Below are 15,659 nucleotides of genomic sequence, written 5' to 3'. Positions count from 1 at the left end.
TGTTGAAGGGAAGAGTGGCGGATTACAAATCCGCCATAATTTAAAAAGGCTTAATCGTCTAATTCATCTTCGGCTATGGTTGCCAAATCAAAATACAGCAGGCGGGTATCGGCATCAGTATCTTCGTCATTCAGGGGAATAAAGCCGTTCTTCAAGTAAAAGGGAATGGCATCGGCGTATGCATCTACGGTCAAGAAACGGCAACCGGTCTTGTTGTTGATAACGAAATAACTCTTGATGAAATTCAAAAGAAATGTTCCCACATACTGTCCCTTCATAGACAAGTCAACACCCAAACGACAGATTTTCACGGCAGGATAGCTTTCCAACCGCTTCTCGTTCACAAAACGGTGTTTCCTAAAGCGGTTGAACTCCGTCTTGCTTTCAAAATCATTCAGGGAAACTTTATCGTTTGCAAGACTGAAATAGGCGGAAACGTCACTGACGAAAGATAATCTCTAATCTGCTGCTCCATATCTTTATACTTTCAACATTTTCATTGCAGCTTCATAGTCTTTCAGTCTTCTTTCTCTTTCTTCCTTCGTTTCCTTGGGCGGATTCTTCATCCGTTCCAGAAATCTTCGGGCATCTTCCCCGTAAAGTATCAGGGTTTCCTTGATAGGCCTTGCCATACAGCTTTCCTCCTTTCTATTTGGTTTACGATGCAAAGATACGGTTTCTTTCTCTAGTCTCCAACACAATCTTTCAAAGAACGCTTTTGTTTTCAACATCTTACGTTGCGCCACCGCCTCCGGCGAGAGAGGCAGTTGCTACCTTTAGCAGGGTGGCTCGCTCCGGGCTTACGCTTGATGCCCGGCGGTGGCTGAGTCTATGGAACGGGGAATTTTATCCCAGCGGGTTCTCTCCCTAGTCGCCGTCGCTGCCGGAGTCGTCGTCGGGGGGAGTGTCTTTGGTGTCCGGGGAAAGGGGCAATTTTTTCATTTTTGTCTGATATTATTGTATGGTGGCATCACCACTACCGCCTGTAACATCTGTCCATCCACCAATGGTGCAACCGCTTACCGTCAGTCCGGTCTTCTTTATCGTGATGGTGAAGGTATAGGAGGTGCCGGCTACCAACTTATTGTTGGTGAATTTAATATCAGCACTATTTTTATAATTCTGATTGCTAATGGTGGCAGTGAAAGGCAATGCTCCGCTCACATCCTGCGGATAAAGAATCATGGTGAAGATACGTTGGTTACCTGCATCCTGCGATGGGCAGTTTGTGGAAACAGACCAGTCGTCAACAACGGAGCATGTACTTGTAGGTGCGGCTGTACCGTCTTTCACATTGAAAGTACCCTCATGCTTCAATCCTCCCAAGGTATAAGTACCGCTTTTTACATCCTCGACTGAAAATCCGGCATCTGCAGAAGTTTGCAATACCAGCTTCAGGCGTGCCATCATATGCTTGAATTTAGTGTCTTCGCTGCTAAAATTGATGGTAGGACTTGCATAGGTGGTCTTTGCTCCGGCGGCAAACAGATAATCAATGTCCTTCTGATTAGTTGATTGACTGGAGGTGTTGCCGGAGATTGTCCCATCTGTTCCCGGCAGGCCCTTTTCTGTTCCGGTGAAAGGATAATAAGCGGAGAAAGTAACTTGGTCCGTTCCCTGGAAGAAGATGCCGCTTTTCGTTTCTTCAGTATCACCATTATAATGGGTGAAGGTTCCGTTAGCTTGGGCAGTGACATACTTCATGTTGGTGTAATTGGTATTCGTACTGCTGCAAGAGATACCGATAGCGTCACCGTTCTCCCATGAAGCATCTGCTGCACGGGTTACGGCTCCGTCTATACCTGCAATGACTTGTGCAGCCACCGGTCCGTCGTAAGGGATGGTTTCAATCTCGTTATTGCTGCAAGCGGTGAAAGCCAGTGTCAGCATTGCACTTGCCAGTAGGCTGTAATTTCTAATAGTTTTCATATTCGTTCTTTGTTATAAGTGATTATTAATGATTTGTCCGGTTACATGCCGGCATTGATTTCATGGTTCTTTTCGTCCCATGCGGAGATAGAGGAAGTACCCACCGTCAGTCCGGTCTTGTTCAGGTTGATGGTGATGTTGTACTGCGCGCCGGCTTGCAGTTCGTTTTTACTGTCGTTACCCGTAACTTGAGCCAAGTCTATTTCGGTGGAATACGAGTTGCCGCCCGTCTCTGCCGTAAAACTTAGATTATTGGACGAGAAAGCCTGCGGGAAAAGAATCAGGGTATAAGCGACAGAAGCCTTGGATTCATCTTTTGTTACAGTCGGAGTGTTGTATGCCACATCGGAAGTGTTATTGGCGAAAGTCCACATCACTCCCACACTGCCGGTAGCAGTGGCTACTCCGGTTGTCCGGTCAAAATTTCCTTCGTGCAGAAAATTCTCCAAAGAGCATACGGCAGCCGCCACTTCTTCGTAAGTCACACCGTTACCGGCTTTCACGATTAGCACCAGCTTTGCCATCTTATGCTTGAATGTGAAGTCCACCGGCACTCCCTTGCTTCCCGTGCCTGTAGCATAAAGAAAGTCGAAGTTCTTCTGATCCACCTGTCCCCAAGTATCGGCAGTGATGGTGGTGGCCGCGGTCATGCTTTCATTCCACGGGTAGTAGGCGGTAAAAGTCACCGTCTGGTCGTTCTGATAGTAGATAGGTTGCTGTCCATCATCTACTACAAACGTTGCGTTGTCACGTTTGTAGGGGACGTTTGTATAGGCCACGCCGCCGGTTGTTCCGGAGATGCCAATCTTGTCCGTATCTTCCCAAGTCTGGTCGTAGGCCCGGGTATGGGTTCCCTCAATGCTTCCGGTGAAAAGGACTATGTTGTCCTTCTCCGTACCGGTGTTATCCGTCTCGTCGCTGCTGCATGCTGCCAACATTGCAGCTATGGTTATAATCATCAAATGCTTCGCTTTCATATTTCTGAAAAATTATTAGTTATATCTTATCTTGAATTCTTCTCCGTTTAGTTGGCATCCACCGTTGTGCCGCCTTTCTCGTCCCATTTTCCGATCTCCCCGCTTACTTCTGCACCTGTGCGGTTCAGCTTCACGGTGTAAGTGTACTTGCTTCCGGCTTCAAGCGTTTTCTCCATCTTCCAGGTGAAGGGGGCATCGTGACTGTTGTTCAGGTCGAACTCGAAGATACGGCTAGTAGCGGCATCGGGCAGCAGAATGGCTTCGTAGATATATTTCTCCGTCTGCTTGCAGAAGGGAATGTCGGCAAGGATTGCGGCATCCACCTTCAGCACCCCTGCGGTGAGGTCGAAGGTAGCGGTGGTGTGCTGCTTGTCCACCTTTACCGTCAATCCGCTCATGTCTCCGGCATCGACTCCTTCGCCGGGCTCTACGGTCAGTATCACCTTGCAAAGCTGGTGCTTGAAGTCGAGGGCGACGGTCTTGTCCGTCTTTTTTCTGTCTTTCACGTTGTTAGAGTACATCAGGTCGAGAGCTTCCTGATCGGTCTGTGTGGCTACATCGATGGCGTAGAGGTAATGCGCTGTAGATGCTTCCTGTCCGACGGTTCCCTGCGGATAGTAGGCATAGAAGTCAACGCCGCTGTTGTCCATCGGGTAGTAAATAGCGGTTCCGTCGGGGACGAAAGCGTTGGGGATGCTTCCATCCACCACATAGCGGACGTTTTCTGCTTCCTCGCTGATGTTCTCCGGCAGGAAGGCTTGTCCGGCTCTTACCATGTAGATGCCGATGGCATCGGCTGGCGACCAGGTCTGGTCGATGGCACGGGTTTGCGTCACTCCCACGGAAGCGCGGAATTCTACCGGCACGCGTCCATCCGTCACGTCGCCCGGTTCGTTCTCATTGGTACTGCATGCGGCAAGCATAAGTGCCGCAGTGCCCAAAATCAGATAATTCTTCATGAGTTATTCTTCTTTATCTATTTATTCTTGGTTATTCTTACTCGGCACTGCCAGGTTCGCCGGCACCGTTGCCCTCGTTCCAGTCGCTGATGCCACCGGAGACATCAAGAGTTCTGCGGTTGATGGTGATGTCGTAGATGTTCTTGTCGCCTGCATTGAAACTCTTGCCGGCGGGGATGTCCCAATAGAACTTCTCGCCGGTGCTGCTGAAGGTGAAGACCAGTTGCCGGCCCGGGGTGAGGGCTTTCCCCGTCAGGTCGTCCGGAAAGAGGATGGCTTCGGCGGAGGTGCCGTCGGCGGCAGTCAGCAGGGAGATGGAGGCGAGTTCCTCCGTGAAGCCGGTTGCATCGAATTCAGGATCGTAGATTGCTGTTTTCCATTGCTTGGTGATTTCCACCTTCAGGCCTTTCAGCTCGTCGGGGGTGATGCCCTTGCCGGGGGTGATGTTCAGCTGCAACTTGGTCAGGCGGTGGCGGAAGTTTAGTACGACTGAGGGATTCTCCTTGTTGTAAACGGCTGCACCTGCTTGTGTGCTACTTTTAGCATCGGCAGTCATCAGATCGAGGACGGCTTGTGAGGTTTGGCCGGTAAGGTCGGCGGTCCATTCGCCGTCTCCCACGTCTTTGTAAGGGTACCACGCATGGAAGTCCACATTGCTTCCGTCTGTAGGGAAGTAGATGATGGTTGCCACCGGGGTGAAGATGCCGGCATCTGTCTTCGTCTCGTAAGGGATATTATCGGCTCCTTCTACAAGGGTGGTTTGGCCTGCGGCAAACATATAGATGCCGATTTGGTCGCCGGCATCCCACGTTTTGTCGTGGGCACGGGTCTGCACGCTGATGCCGCCCGTCACTTGCAGGGCCACGCGTCCGTCACTTTTTCCATCATCCGGCGCACTGTCGTTGCTGCACCCTGCCGGGAGGAGTGCAAAGGTGCAAAGCATTATGCCAAGGCCTATGCCCGGCTTGCTGAAGTTCTTCTTCTTCATATTTTTGTTGTTTTAATGTATATCAATATTTCCGTTGTTTATCACGGTCCAGTTGCCAATGGTGGCTGTGAGGCCTGCTTCTGCGGGCAGTTCCAGCGTGGCATTCAGTTCCAGCGGTTTCATGTCGCTGCCGAAGTTTTTCAAGGGTTCGGTCAGGTCGGTGGTGAGGGTCTGCACATGGCCGTCCGTCTGGGTGATTTCCAATGTCAGCAACTGCTTCTCTCCGGCGATTACACCCAGCAGGCGCATGGTGGCGGAGAGTATCGGTTGCCCGGCTGCACGTGTCTGCCCGTCGTCCGTTCCGGGGGCAAAGGCAGGGATGACGGTCTTACCTTGGGTTGCTGCAATGGTTCCGGTGGCCAGGTCTATCGAGGAGGCAATGCCCGTCAGTGTGGCGGTGGTGGAGGCAATGCGCTGCTCGTCGCCGGGCTTCAGCTTCAATGTCAGCGTCAGGCGGCGGATGCGTTGCTGCATGGCTACGGTTACTTTCAGTGTATCGTCCTTTTCTATTTCCAGCTTCTGCGCGGCGGAGAACAGGTAACCGGGCATCGGTTCCAGTGTGCCGTCCGGCAGTGTGTTTACTGTGGCGGCGTTTCCGCTGACGATGCTCCCTTCGGCAGAGTTATAGACCAGCAGGTTCTGTTCGCCGGGCAGGAACAAGGCGTTGAAAGCATTCGTCGCTCCACTGACGGTCTGTTCTTTGTCGCCAATGCGCAGGATGTAGCTGCCCGGTACGGTGGCATCTGGAGAGAGCGCTGCCCAGTCGGTGTTTACCACGACGGCGCCCTGGTCGGGATGCGGGGTTTTGCTTGTGTCGTCCTTCGAGCAGCCCGTCAGCAGTAGCGCTATGAGCACAATCGGGAGAAACATGATTCTTCTCAGCATATTATCTATTATTTTAGTAAATTCTTCGGGAGTGATGTCGGGAGGATTGAGCGCATAGGGGCGCCGGGAAGTGGGGACTTGCTTCCTCAATTCCAGATTTTCGGTGATGTAACGTATCAGATATTCCTGGCTGCGGCGCAGGCGGCGTTTGTAATGACAGAGGGCGATAGTAAGAAGTATGATCGTCAGCAGAGACACTATAAGCAGGGAAGGCAGCACCGGAAAGGCACTACCGGCTTTATAATCAGAATAGGATCTCATGATTATCCCGGCACAGACCGGTACCGGGATGCAAGTGAAAATAAATAGGAGAAAGGGATATAATATAGAAGAAATAAAAAGCCGGAAGGCTTGTTTATTTGCTATTTTTTGATTATAGAGACGTCTGCTTTGTGTGTGTGTGTGTGTGTGTGTGTGTGTGTGTGTGTGTGTGTGTGTGTGTGTGTGTGTGTGTGTTAGGAAATTATTTCTAACTTCCAAACTATAGGTGTTAAATATATCAATACTGTTTATCTTCATTGGAGCATACCATTTTTCATTATTTACGTGCTCCAAAGGTAGAGAAAGAAAATGAGAATGATATGCTCTTTTTTTGACTTGTTGGCTCAATCTGTCCACTTGTTGGCTCAAACTGTCACAAACATTAGTTCGGCCTGTCCAATATCACTGTAAATCAGGCTATTTCTGTTTATCCCTGAATTCGGCAGGAGCCATTCCATATTTACTTTTAAACATCTTATTGAAGTTGGAAAGGCTGATTCCGCAGAGTTTTGCGATAGTGGCAATGGTATATTCCGGACAAGTCTGTAGCAATGAGGCGGCATATTCCATCCGCTTTTTGTTCAGATAGCTCGGCAGGGGCATGTTCGTGTTTTGTTGCAAAATCTTAGCGAAGCGGTTTTTGTTGACGCCTATAAGTTTTATCAAGTCATCGCGCTTTGCATCTTTAAGAAACAGCTTCTGTTCTGTGACGATAGCGTCCAGTTCCCAATACAGCCGTTGGTTTTCTATCACCTCTTTCTCCGGCAGAACCTCTTCGGCAGGAACGGGAACGATTGGTTCTTCCGTCACTTCCGGAAGGGAAACTTTTCCGGCGGTCGCCTCATTCTGCCGCAGTTCCTTCCGGAGACTCTCAAGCTCTTCCTTATAGGCCAGTAAATCTTCGATGGTCTGTACCATAGCCGAATTTTTAAGCCGTATGGTCAGGTTGTGGCGGACGGTAAGCCACAGGAGGATGCCCAACAGGAGAGCGATACACCCTATAGTCCACAAACAAATATTGCGCGTGTAGGCATCGGCTTCCTGCTTTTGCAGTTGCAAGTCCTTCTCGTGCGTTTCGTAGAGGGTTGCCAGTTCCAGTGCCGCGCTCTCCTGTTCCCGGTTCTTGATGCTGTCGCGCAGCACGGCAAGCTCCTTGAAATAGTGTGTGGCGGCACGGTAGTCGCCTTTTTCCTCGTAGGCCCGTCCGAGGGATTTCTTGATGGTGGTCATGTGGTAGGTCACCGTGTCACCCTGTGCGGCAAGCGTTTTCTCGCGGGCGGAGTTCATGCGGATCACCTCATCGTACCTCTTCCGGTCGAAGAGATAGGGCATGACGAGGTAGTCGTCGCGGGTATAGTCTGCGGCGGTGGAGAGGAACTTCTTATAATAATCTTCCGCTTCCTGCGTGCGCCCCAATCGGAAAAGGACAACGGCGTAATGGGCGTACATCGCTTTCTTCTCTTTCTCGCTCAGCCCTTCCATCGGGGTTTCACTGCCGGTTTCTCCCATCACCACCTCTTGCAGGGCTTCGAGCGTGCGGAGAGCTTCCTCGCTCCGGCGATCCAGCTCCTGAAAGGTGAGCAGGGTGTTGTAGTTATAGCGCAGGTTGTCGTACTTGTATTTATAGTCCGTCTGCTCCATCAGGTCGGCGGCACGCTGCATATAGTCGTAGCCTCTCTCCTTGTTGCCTTGGTAATAGAGCATCTTTCCCATGTTGAACATGGCGATAGATTGCATTTCCTTGTTATCGCATTGCTCCGCTTTCTTCATCAGCCGGTCCACGTACTGCGCTTTCTTGACCTCGTTGTGCAGGCAGTCGTAGCAGGAGATCAGGCGGTGCGTCTGTTCCATGGTGCGGTTGTCGTCCAGCCGCACGGAATCGCTCTCCAAGGCGCGCTTGTAGAATTTCAATGCCCGGTAGTATTGTCCGGTATTGAAGTAGAGGTCGCCTTCGGTGATGTCGAGTTTGTAGTCCGGCAGCTTCTTCCGCTTGCGCAGTTCCTGCATGATGCGTTCCGCTTTGTCGAAGTCGGAGAAGGTATAATCGTAGACGCAGTCGTCGGTAACGAGGCTGTCCGGCAGGGAGGTGCTGTCATCGGCAAGGGCATGTGTCCCGGTCAGGCTGATTGCCGTAATCATCCATGTAAGTATTGTGCGGTAGAGGTTATTCATCTTTCCAATTGATTTGTGTTCTTGGCATACACCACACTCTTCCCCATCCCGTGCCTCATCAGCACACCGTCTGCAATAAACGCATTCAGCTCGGCAACGGCCTGCTTGTAATTGCGTCCGGTCAGTCGGGAGTATTGCGCACGATTGATGCAGGGATATTGAGCAAGATAATCCTGCAACAGTTTCAGGCATTCTTCTTTTGTCGGAGCAGCAGCCTGCGCTCCCGTAGTGGAGACCGGCCTGCGCTCAAAATGTATCTTTTCATTCAAGCTGCGATAGAATTCCTTGCCCAGACGAAAGTTCAAGCCGCGCAAAGAGACAGAAGCAGACCGCAGGTCTTTCTTCTCCATGACGGGACGGCAACTCAACGAAGGGGTGAAATAGCCCAGTTCACCCAATTCTACCGTCCAGCCACCGGCAAGGCTATCGCACAGTTCGTCCATGAAAGCTGTCATGGCTCCCTCGAGCATGCTGTGGCTGATGCCGGTAAAATGATGGACACGGTCGATAAATTCTTTCCGGTCAATGGTACCCTTGGGAACAATGCGTGCATGCAAGGGTTGACGTTCACCTGTGTTCCGGATATCCGGTGTTTCGTAAAGATCGTAATAAGCGCTCATATTTATTTTTTTTAAAGGTGATGAAGAAGGACTTCAAATGCTAATAATTATTTGTTCTTCTGCAGGGAAACTTTCATACCACTGCAGTGGTATGAAAGTTTCCCTGCAGAGGGATGAATTTTTCCTTATAGTGTAACAAATAGCTATTAGTATACAAAGATACTAACTATTGCCACAAAAGTATACAGTTTTCACAATAAAATTTCTAATTTTATTCCCTGATAATAGAAAAGACCGGGAGAAGGATTTGCAGAAGGAGGTGATGAGGTAAATGGGGATTTACCAGCGTAGCGCTGGAGCAAGGTTTCCATTCGGATTACTTGCGCATCAATGCCTGAAAGGCTTTTATCTATCAGCCCAGGGCAACGCCCTGGGTAATAATGCGCTCGTATCTCTGCGCCCTGAAAGGGCAAAAGCCCGTTATACAATCTTATGCCCTTTCAGGGCGTAATGTGAGAGGGGCGTTCTTAAACCCAGGGCGTTGCCCTGGGCTGATAGATAAAAGCCTTTCAGGCATTGATGCGCTGATGCTTTGCTGCGCTAAATTATCATTTACAGCGCCCTCCAGAATTTTTGGAAATCCTTGTAACGTCCGTAGCACACTAACTGGTCGCCTGCCTGCATTTGGTCATTATCAGGAAGCTCATTCACTACATTGTGTTCGGTAAAAGAAATGCCGAGGCAATTCTTTATCGTTTCGGCACGCTTCAGAGCAAGTATTTTCAAACCAAATTCCTTGTCCAGATTCAATTCATTGGCATAATAGCCTACAAACTTTTCCGGAATAGTGAATTTAACAACATAATAATCCGGAGATACGCGGAAAGTCTCCATATTAGCACCGAACTCCAACAACTGCACCAATCCACGCGCCGCATCTTCTTCAGGAGTAAGAATGCGTTCCAACTCAAAGGCTTCGAGCACAGAGCGATGAACAGCATCGATAGCACGCGCATAAATATGTTGTACCTTTTTCTGTTTCAGCAATGCTACCACACGAATGGACGCACCAAAGTTCTCACCGATGGCAACAATCACCACATCTACCGTATTCAGCGGAAGAACGGACAAAGCCTGCTCATCCGTAGCATTAATAACAAAAGCCGTAGCAATCTTCTCCTTTAAACTTTCTACGCGACCGATATTTTCGTCCGCACCTATCACTTCATGTCCCAAGGCAGAAAGTTCTTCGGCAAGCACCTGCCCATAATTTCCTAAACCGATAATAATGTATTTCATATTTCATTAATATTAGTATGTCACTATAGTATAAACAACAAAGATAAATACTTTTCTCTAATATCGCACTGTTTTATTTTAAACGTATGGCAAGCCGGCAAATGTAAGATTACAAAAAACCGTAGAAAGTACTATTTTCCCCATTATTTGTATTACACTCAGTCCCGTCAACTCCCCTAACTTTGCCTACAATAATCAACCCTTAAAAAGTAACATGAAGAAAAACAATTTATGGATAGTGGCTTTGTTAGGAATGGCGCTATCAGCTTGCAGAGAACAGAAAGAAATAAAAGAAAACACATCTGATAGAGATATCTCAGAGATGATTATTTCTTTAGAGCAAAAAGCCTTAGCCGCTACCGACGGAATGGCATTTGTTGAACTCTCGGACACCGATGTCGTTTATTTCGACCCTTCTCTTGAAAAGAAAATTGAAGGACTGCAACAACTGCGGGCACATTATGAAAACATGAGTAACACTGCTCCCGCAGACAGTTTCGAAATGATACGTCCCATCGTCCAGGTCACGCAAAACATAGCAATACTCACATTTAATCTGGACTCCTACGAAGCCGGTAATGTAACAAAGTGGAACTGTACCGAAGTTTACAGACGCAACCTCGACAATCAGTGGAGAATAATACAAACCCACTGGTCGTTAGTCAAGCCTATCGAGTAAATTAGTTAATAATAATCTGCCCGCTCGGATACTGATACTTCGTATGCTTCTTCTGCTTGATGACGCCAAGCATCAAAGTTATCAATCCCACGCGTCCCACAAACATCAGCAGAGCTACCAGCAGTTTGCTGTCATCTCCCAGCAGCGGTGTAAGATTCAGGCTGGAACCCACGGTGCTCAATGCCGAAACACATTCGAAAGTAATGGCCATGAGAGACGCTTTGGGTTCCAATATGCTAATGACAAAAATAAAAAGAAACAGAACGCCGAACGACATCACCACCGTAGCATTGGCACGGCGAATGGAATCGTGCGACAGTTCACGCCCGAAAACCTCTACCCGCTCCGTGCCCCGCAACACAGCCACCAGATTCAGCACCACCACCGCAAAGGCATTGACTTTGACACCACCCGCCGTAGACTGCGAGCCACCTCCCACCCACATCAGGAAGAGATAAATCAGCAATGTCTGTACCCCCAGTCCCGCCAGGTCTACACTGGTAAAACCCGCCGTACGGGGACACGAAGCATTGAAAAACGCCTGCGTCCACTTATCGGCCACCGACATGCCCGCAAAAGCGCCGTTCCACTCAAAAGCAGCAATGCCCACCGTGCCCAGCAGCAGAAGGAGGAACGTGACGATCAGCACAATCTTTGTATTCAAATTGTACAAATGATAAAAACGGCGTCCGTCCCAGTGCCATGTACGCACGAACTTCCACAAACGCCCCAAGTGATAGAGAATGATATCCTTGAAATTCACCAATATAGGGAAGCCGATACCACCCAGGATAATCAGCAGAGAGATATAGACATAGAACGGATTATGCCCCGTCATCATCAACGGATTGCCCAGGTTGCCCGGCAACGTAGAGAACCCGGCATTGCAGAATGCCGAAATGGCATGGAATCCCGAAAAAGCCAGTTCTTCCTGAAGGCTCATCCCCATCGTACCGTGTATATTCCCCCAGATGGCCAGCGTCCCGACTCCTTCAATCACCAGCGTAAAGCCAAGAATATAGACCAGCGTGGAAAGCAGCGAGTTCAACGAGTTGGAACTGACCATATCGCGCACCACCAGCTGATTGTAGAGCGACGTATTACCCATGAAGAACATTGCAAAGAAGCTCGTCAACGTCATCACCCCGAGGCCGCCAATCTGAATCAGCAGGATAATCACCACAAAACCCGTCGTTGTAAAAGTAGAAGCCACATCCACCGAAGTCAACCCCGTGACGCACACCGCACTGGTGGAGATAAACAATGAATCGACCCACGAAATGCCGGCTACCGTGCAACGGGGAAGCATCAGCAACCCCGTACCTATAAGTATGATTATCAAGAAACTGCCGGCCAGGATAAGCGAAGGATTGGTACGCCGCCCCAACAGCCGCACCAGCCCGTTGGAAAGGCTCAGGAGAGAGAATACCAGCAATAAGGCAAGGTGATAGAGCTTGCCGTTCAGGAACTCCCAGAATTGCAGGATGGCACCCTCCTCCTCCGGCCGGTGAAAAATGACCGGGATAAGCGTGAGATAAAGCAGGACGGTCAATATCCACGTCAGCTTGCTGAACGTGCGCCGGGTATCCTTATATTCCAACAAAATGCGCAGGGTGACGTCTGCCATGAAAACAATCCATACGCCATGATACAAACGTTGCAACTGGTGCGCCTCGGCAGCCGAAATTGTAAATCCGTGTTCATAGACCACCCCTGCAATCAGCAGGATGGAAGCCAGATAAGTGATGGAAGTCATTGCTCCCACGATTATCCGCACGTAAGGGTGGATCCATTTGTTTTGGTACAGAAGAAATTTATGATAAATCTTCATAAGACATCTATTAATAAGACGCGGCAAACTTAGACAAATCTGCCTTCATATACAAAAAACAAAAGGAAAAAGAAAATGGTTTAAAAATAATAACTACATTTGGGCTCCAAATTATTTATAAATTTAACCACTATGAGCAACAAGACAAAAAGATTCATTCTTCCCGAAGAGGAAATTCCACGCTATTGGTATAATATACAGGCCGATATGGTGAACAAACCCATGCCTCCGCTTCACCCCGGCACCAAGCAGCCACTGAAAGCGGAAGACTTATTTCCCATCTTCGCCGAAGAACTTTGTCGCCAGGAACTGAACCAGACCGATGCCTGGATTGAAATCCCCGAAGAAGTGCGCGAAATGTACAAATACTACCGCAGCACTCCGCTGGTGCGCGCCTACGGACTGGAAAAAGCAATCGGCACGCCGGCACATATCTACTTCAAGAACGAAAGTGTCAGCCCGATGGGGTCGCACAAGTTGAACTCGGCCATTCCGCAGGCTTACTATTGCAAGCAAGAGGGAGTGACCAACGTCACCACCGAGACCGGTGCAGGACAATGGGGTGCCTCGCTGGCCTATGCCGCCCGCCTCTTCGGACTGGAAGCTGCCGTTTACCAGGTAAAAATCAGCTACGAGCAGAAGCCCTACCGCCGCAGCATCATGCAGACGTTCGGTGCGCAGGTCACTCCGTCGCCCTCCATGTCTACCCGTGCCGGAAAGGATATTCTGACCGCACACCCCAACTATCAGGGTTCTTTGGGAACGGCCATTTCCGAGGCCATAGAGCTGGCACAGACCACGCCCAACTGTAAATATACACTTGGCTCCGTATTGAGCCACGTTGCCCTGCACCAGACGGTGATCGGCCTCGAAGCCGAAAAGCAGATGGCAATGGCGGGTGAGTATCCCGACACGGTAATCGCCTGCTTCGGCGGCGGTTCCAACTTCGGCGGTATCGCTTTCCCCTTCCTGCGCCACAACATCCTGGAAGGGAAAAAGACACGCTTCGTGGCTGCCGAACCGGCTTCGTGCCCGAAGCTGACGCGCGGCAAATTCCAATACGACTTCGGCGATGAAGCCGGATATACGCCGCTGCTGCCTATGTTTACACTGGGACACAACTTTGCTCCTGCCAACATCCACGCCGGCGGTTTGCGCTACCACGGCGCAGGCGTCATCGTCTCGCAACTGCTGAAGGACGGATATATGGAAGCAGTAGACATCAAACAACTCGAATCGTTCGATGCAGGTTGCCTCTTTGCACAAGCAGAAGGCATCATCCCCGCACCGGAATCCTGCCACGCCATTGCCGCCGCCATTCAGGAGGCCAACAAATGCAAGGTAACGGGCGAAGAGAAAGTGATTCTGTTCAACCTCTCCGGTCACGGACTTATCGACATGGCTTCGTACGACAAGTACCTCTCCGGCGACTTGGTGAACTACGAACTGACCGATGCCGATATCCAAAAGAATCTGGACGAAATAGGAAATCTGGCTTAATAAATATTCGCCATACTGACAAGCGGTTCATAGAGTTTCTCAATGTCCTGCGAGTCCATCTCAATCTGGACCTGGTCCCCCGGAATCAAACGTGTTCCTGCGGGGACCAGGTTCTTTCCATCCCTATGCACGTTGATGATGATGCAACGCTCCGGCAAGGAGAGTTCGTCCACCAGTTTCCCGTCCAGGTAGGAGTCCGTCATAATTTCCACAGAAAGGGTATAGCGTTTCTCTTCTTTAAAATCGGGGGCATGAATCATGTCTTCATACAGAGCGACGTTGAACGGCTTCATCTGCAGAAGCTCGGTGAAGTAATAAGTCAGCCCGCCTACCACTACCGAAGGATAAAAGACTTCGAAATGCCCTGTTATCTCCGTAATCAGCACAATGGCCGTGAGTGGTGTGCGAACAACCGCCACCAGGAAAGCAGACATGGAAATCAACATCACATAGCTTACATTCTCCTGCCCGATGATGCCGTACTTTACCCCTATCAGGCCAACAATCTGCCCCAGCAGTCCACCCGTCACCAAAGTCGGGATGAAGTTCCCGCCCGGCAGCCCCGAAGAAACGGAAAAGACCGAGAAACCGAAATGCAGCAGCATGATGGCCGTCACCCACATAATGTCCGTACTGCCGTTCTGTGCCTGTGCCAGGAGGAACTGCTCGCCCCCACCCGTCAGGTTGACTTGCATCAACGAAATGACGTAGGCCACCAGCAGCAGGTAGAGCATCTTGATATACGTGGGCGACTGGACTTTGGCGTACACGCGCTTGAAGGAGATCAGGACAGACGAATAGAGTTTACCGCAGATAGAAATGACCACAGCCAGTATCAGGAAGTACTTCATCTGAATGAAGAAAGCGAATATGGGCTCTGTCACTTCTATCAGATGGTAGGGATTTACCGGAAAGACCATGCTTGCCACCGCTCCTGCCACCACGCCCGCCAGCAAGGTGGTAATGGCTGTTTTGGGGGCATCGAAACGCTCGATGGACTCGATGACGATGAGCGAAGATGCCAGCGGTGCCGCAAAAGCAGCTGCAAGCCCTGCACCTGCACCGGCTGCCAGCAGTTGTTTCTGCTCGCCTTTCAGGATACGCGTCCAGCGAGACACCAGGCTGCCGACATAGGAGCCTATCTGCACGGAAGGCCCCTCGCGCCCCAATGACAAACCTGCCGAAAAAGCAAGAATACCGCCTACGAATTTGGAGACCAGTTCGATGAAAGGATGTTTATAGGTAATGCGTCCATTAATGACTCCCCGCGTCTGAGGTATGCCCCCACCGGTGATGAGCGGCATCTTTTTCACCAGCCACGACACAAAAACAAGGATTCCCCAGAAGAAAAGAAACAACGGAATATGCCAGTACCACGCCGGACGTGAGGCAAAGAAATCACTGCGGAGGTGGAAAAAGTAATAGAGGAGGTAATGATAGGGTACGGCAACCAGTCCCGTCAGCAGCCCTACGAACATGCTGACGAAGTAGAGACGGGCATCCACTAGCTTCAGCTTCCAGATGTGCCAGCCGCGGACCGTCTTCCAGTTCTTGACTTTCGCCCAAAGTTTCTTTGTCTTATCCCAAAGTTCCATAACAAAACAACTCCCATCACTTGC

At 50.0% G+C, this 15,659-nt stretch carries 13 protein-coding genes and 1 pseudogene; 2 read left to right on the top strand and 12 right to left on the bottom strand.

Features of this window, described 5'->3' with window-relative positions:
* Nucleotides 1–50: 50 nt before the first annotated feature.
* The 10 genes and pseudogenes from AAE250_RS18215 to AAE250_RS18170 form a co-directional block, all read right to left on the bottom strand.
* Nucleotides 51–437 (bottom strand): annotated as a pseudogene (locus tag AAE250_RS18215) (GNAT family N-acetyltransferase); the annotation flags it as partial.
* 42 nt (nucleotides 438–479) lie between these two features.
* Nucleotides 480–632: a hypothetical protein gene (locus AAE250_RS18210; protein WP_294602364.1), complete on the bottom strand. Its 153-nt coding sequence runs from the start codon at nucleotides 630–632 to the stop codon at nucleotides 480–482.
* Between the two features lie 322 nt (nucleotides 633–954).
* Complete coding sequence (locus AAE250_RS18205) at nucleotides 955–1,929, bottom strand: fimbrillin family protein (protein WP_294602366.1); 975 nt, start codon at nucleotides 1,927–1,929, stop codon at nucleotides 955–957.
* Nucleotides 1,930–1,970: 41 nt separating this feature from the next.
* The gene (locus AAE250_RS18200; protein ID WP_294602367.1) at nucleotides 1,971–2,906 is read right to left on the bottom strand and encodes a fimbrillin family protein; all 936 of its coding nucleotides are present in this window, start codon (nucleotides 2,904–2,906) and stop codon (nucleotides 1,971–1,973) included.
* A gap of 47 nt (nucleotides 2,907–2,953) precedes the next feature.
* Complete coding sequence (locus AAE250_RS18195; RefSeq protein ID WP_294602368.1) at nucleotides 2,954–3,865, bottom strand: fimbrillin family protein; 912 nt, start codon at nucleotides 3,863–3,865, stop codon at nucleotides 2,954–2,956.
* 37 nt (nucleotides 3,866–3,902) lie between these two features.
* Entirely contained in the window at nucleotides 3,903–4,853 is a 951-nt protein-coding gene (locus tag AAE250_RS18190) for a fimbrillin family protein (RefSeq protein WP_342289238.1), read from the bottom strand.
* Nucleotides 4,854–4,865: 12 nt separating this feature from the next.
* Nucleotides 4,866–5,999, bottom strand: coding sequence for a FimB/Mfa2 family fimbrial subunit (locus AAE250_RS18185; RefSeq protein WP_294602371.1), 1,134 nt, complete (start codon nucleotides 5,997–5,999; stop codon nucleotides 4,866–4,868).
* A 417-nt stretch (nucleotides 6,000–6,416) separates the two neighbouring features.
* The gene (locus AAE250_RS18180; RefSeq protein WP_446715770.1) at nucleotides 6,417–8,171 is read right to left on the bottom strand and encodes a helix-turn-helix domain-containing protein; all 1,755 of its coding nucleotides are present in this window, start codon (nucleotides 8,169–8,171) and stop codon (nucleotides 6,417–6,419) included.
* Nucleotides 8,168–8,791: an HU family DNA-binding protein gene (locus AAE250_RS18175; RefSeq protein WP_294603274.1), complete on the bottom strand. Its 624-nt coding sequence runs from the start codon at nucleotides 8,789–8,791 to the stop codon at nucleotides 8,168–8,170. Before AAE250_RS18175 ends, AAE250_RS18180 begins: the two co-directional genes overlap by 4 nt.
* A gap of 552 nt (nucleotides 8,792–9,343) precedes the next feature.
* On the bottom strand, nucleotides 9,344–10,030 hold the full coding sequence (locus AAE250_RS18170) for a potassium channel family protein (RefSeq protein ID WP_294603271.1): 687 nt from the start codon (nucleotides 10,028–10,030) through the stop codon (nucleotides 9,344–9,346).
* A gap of 322 nt (nucleotides 10,031–10,352) precedes the next feature.
* Here AAE250_RS18170 and AAE250_RS18165 point away from each other — a divergent pair, with 322 nt between their 5' ends.
* Entirely contained in the window at nucleotides 10,353–10,709 is a 357-nt protein-coding gene (locus tag AAE250_RS18165) for a YybH family protein (protein ID WP_294603269.1), read from the top strand.
* Nucleotide 10,710: 1 nt separating this feature from the next.
* Here AAE250_RS18165 and AAE250_RS18160 read toward each other — a convergent pair whose 3' ends face one another.
* A complete protein-coding gene (locus tag AAE250_RS18160) occupies nucleotides 10,711–12,540 on the bottom strand; it encodes a TrkH family potassium uptake protein (protein WP_294603267.1) in 1,830 nt (609 codons plus the stop codon).
* Between the two features lie 132 nt (nucleotides 12,541–12,672).
* Between AAE250_RS18160 and AAE250_RS18155 the strand changes: the two genes are divergently transcribed.
* Nucleotides 12,673–14,040 (top strand): TrpB-like pyridoxal phosphate-dependent enzyme, encoded by a 1,368-nt coding sequence (locus AAE250_RS18155; RefSeq protein WP_294603265.1) that lies wholly within the window; start codon nucleotides 12,673–12,675, stop codon nucleotides 14,038–14,040.
* On the opposite strand, the gene AAE250_RS18150 is transcribed toward AAE250_RS18155, so the two are convergent.
* Nucleotides 14,037–15,635 carry a ClC family H(+)/Cl(-) exchange transporter gene (locus AAE250_RS18150; RefSeq protein ID WP_294603262.1) on the bottom strand — a complete coding sequence of 533 codons (1,599 nt, stop codon included), beginning with the start codon at nucleotides 15,633–15,635 and terminating at the stop codon, nucleotides 14,037–14,039. The genes AAE250_RS18155 and AAE250_RS18150 overlap by 4 nt on opposite strands.
* Nucleotides 15,636–15,659: the final 24 nt, after the last annotated feature.

It is taken from the genome of Bacteroides sp. GD17 (assembly GCF_038448625.1).
Taxonomy (GTDB): domain Bacteria; phylum Bacteroidota; class Bacteroidia; order Bacteroidales; family Bacteroidaceae; genus Bacteroides.
This window is presented reverse-complemented; position numbering and strand designations above follow the sequence as displayed.

Coding starts and splice junctions, on each gene's coding strand:
- AAE250_RS18205 (WP_294602366.1), bottom strand. CDS start 1,929: ATGAAAACTATTAGAAATTACAGCCTACTGGCAAGTGCAATGCTGACA.
- AAE250_RS18155 (WP_294603265.1), top strand. CDS start 12,673: ATGAGCAACAAGACAAAAAGATTCATTCTTCCCGAAGAGGAAATTCCA.
- AAE250_RS18175 (WP_294603274.1), bottom strand. CDS start 8,791: ATGAGCGCTTATTACGATCTTTACGAAACACCGGATATCCGGAACACA.
- AAE250_RS18210 (WP_294602364.1), bottom strand. CDS start 632: ATGGCAAGGCCTATCAAGGAAACCCTGATACTTTACGGGGAAGATGCC.
- AAE250_RS18190 (WP_342289238.1), bottom strand. CDS start 4,853: ATGAAGAAGAAGAACTTCAGCAAGCCGGGCATAGGCCTTGGCATAATG.
- AAE250_RS18150 (WP_294603262.1), bottom strand. CDS start 15,635: ATGGAACTTTGGGATAAGACAAAGAAACTTTGGGCGAAAGTCAAGAAC.
- AAE250_RS18170 (WP_294603271.1), bottom strand. CDS start 10,030: ATGAAATACATTATTATCGGTTTAGGAAATTATGGGCAGGTGCTTGCC.
- AAE250_RS18165 (WP_294603269.1), top strand. CDS start 10,353: ATGATTATTTCTTTAGAGCAAAAAGCCTTAGCCGCTACCGACGGAATG.
- AAE250_RS18195 (WP_294602368.1), bottom strand. CDS start 3,865: ATGAAGAATTATCTGATTTTGGGCACTGCGGCACTTATGCTTGCCGCA.
- AAE250_RS18185 (WP_294602371.1), bottom strand. CDS start 5,999: ATGAGATCCTATTCTGATTATAAAGCCGGTAGTGCCTTTCCGGTGCTG.
- AAE250_RS18180 (WP_446715770.1), bottom strand. CDS start 8,171: ATGAATAACCTCTACCGCACAATACTTACATGGATGATTACGGCAATC.
- AAE250_RS18160 (WP_294603267.1), bottom strand. CDS start 12,540: ATGAAGATTTATCATAAATTTCTTCTGTACCAAAACAAATGGATCCAC.
- AAE250_RS18200 (WP_294602367.1), bottom strand. CDS start 2,906: ATGAAAGCGAAGCATTTGATGATTATAACCATAGCTGCAATGTTGGCA.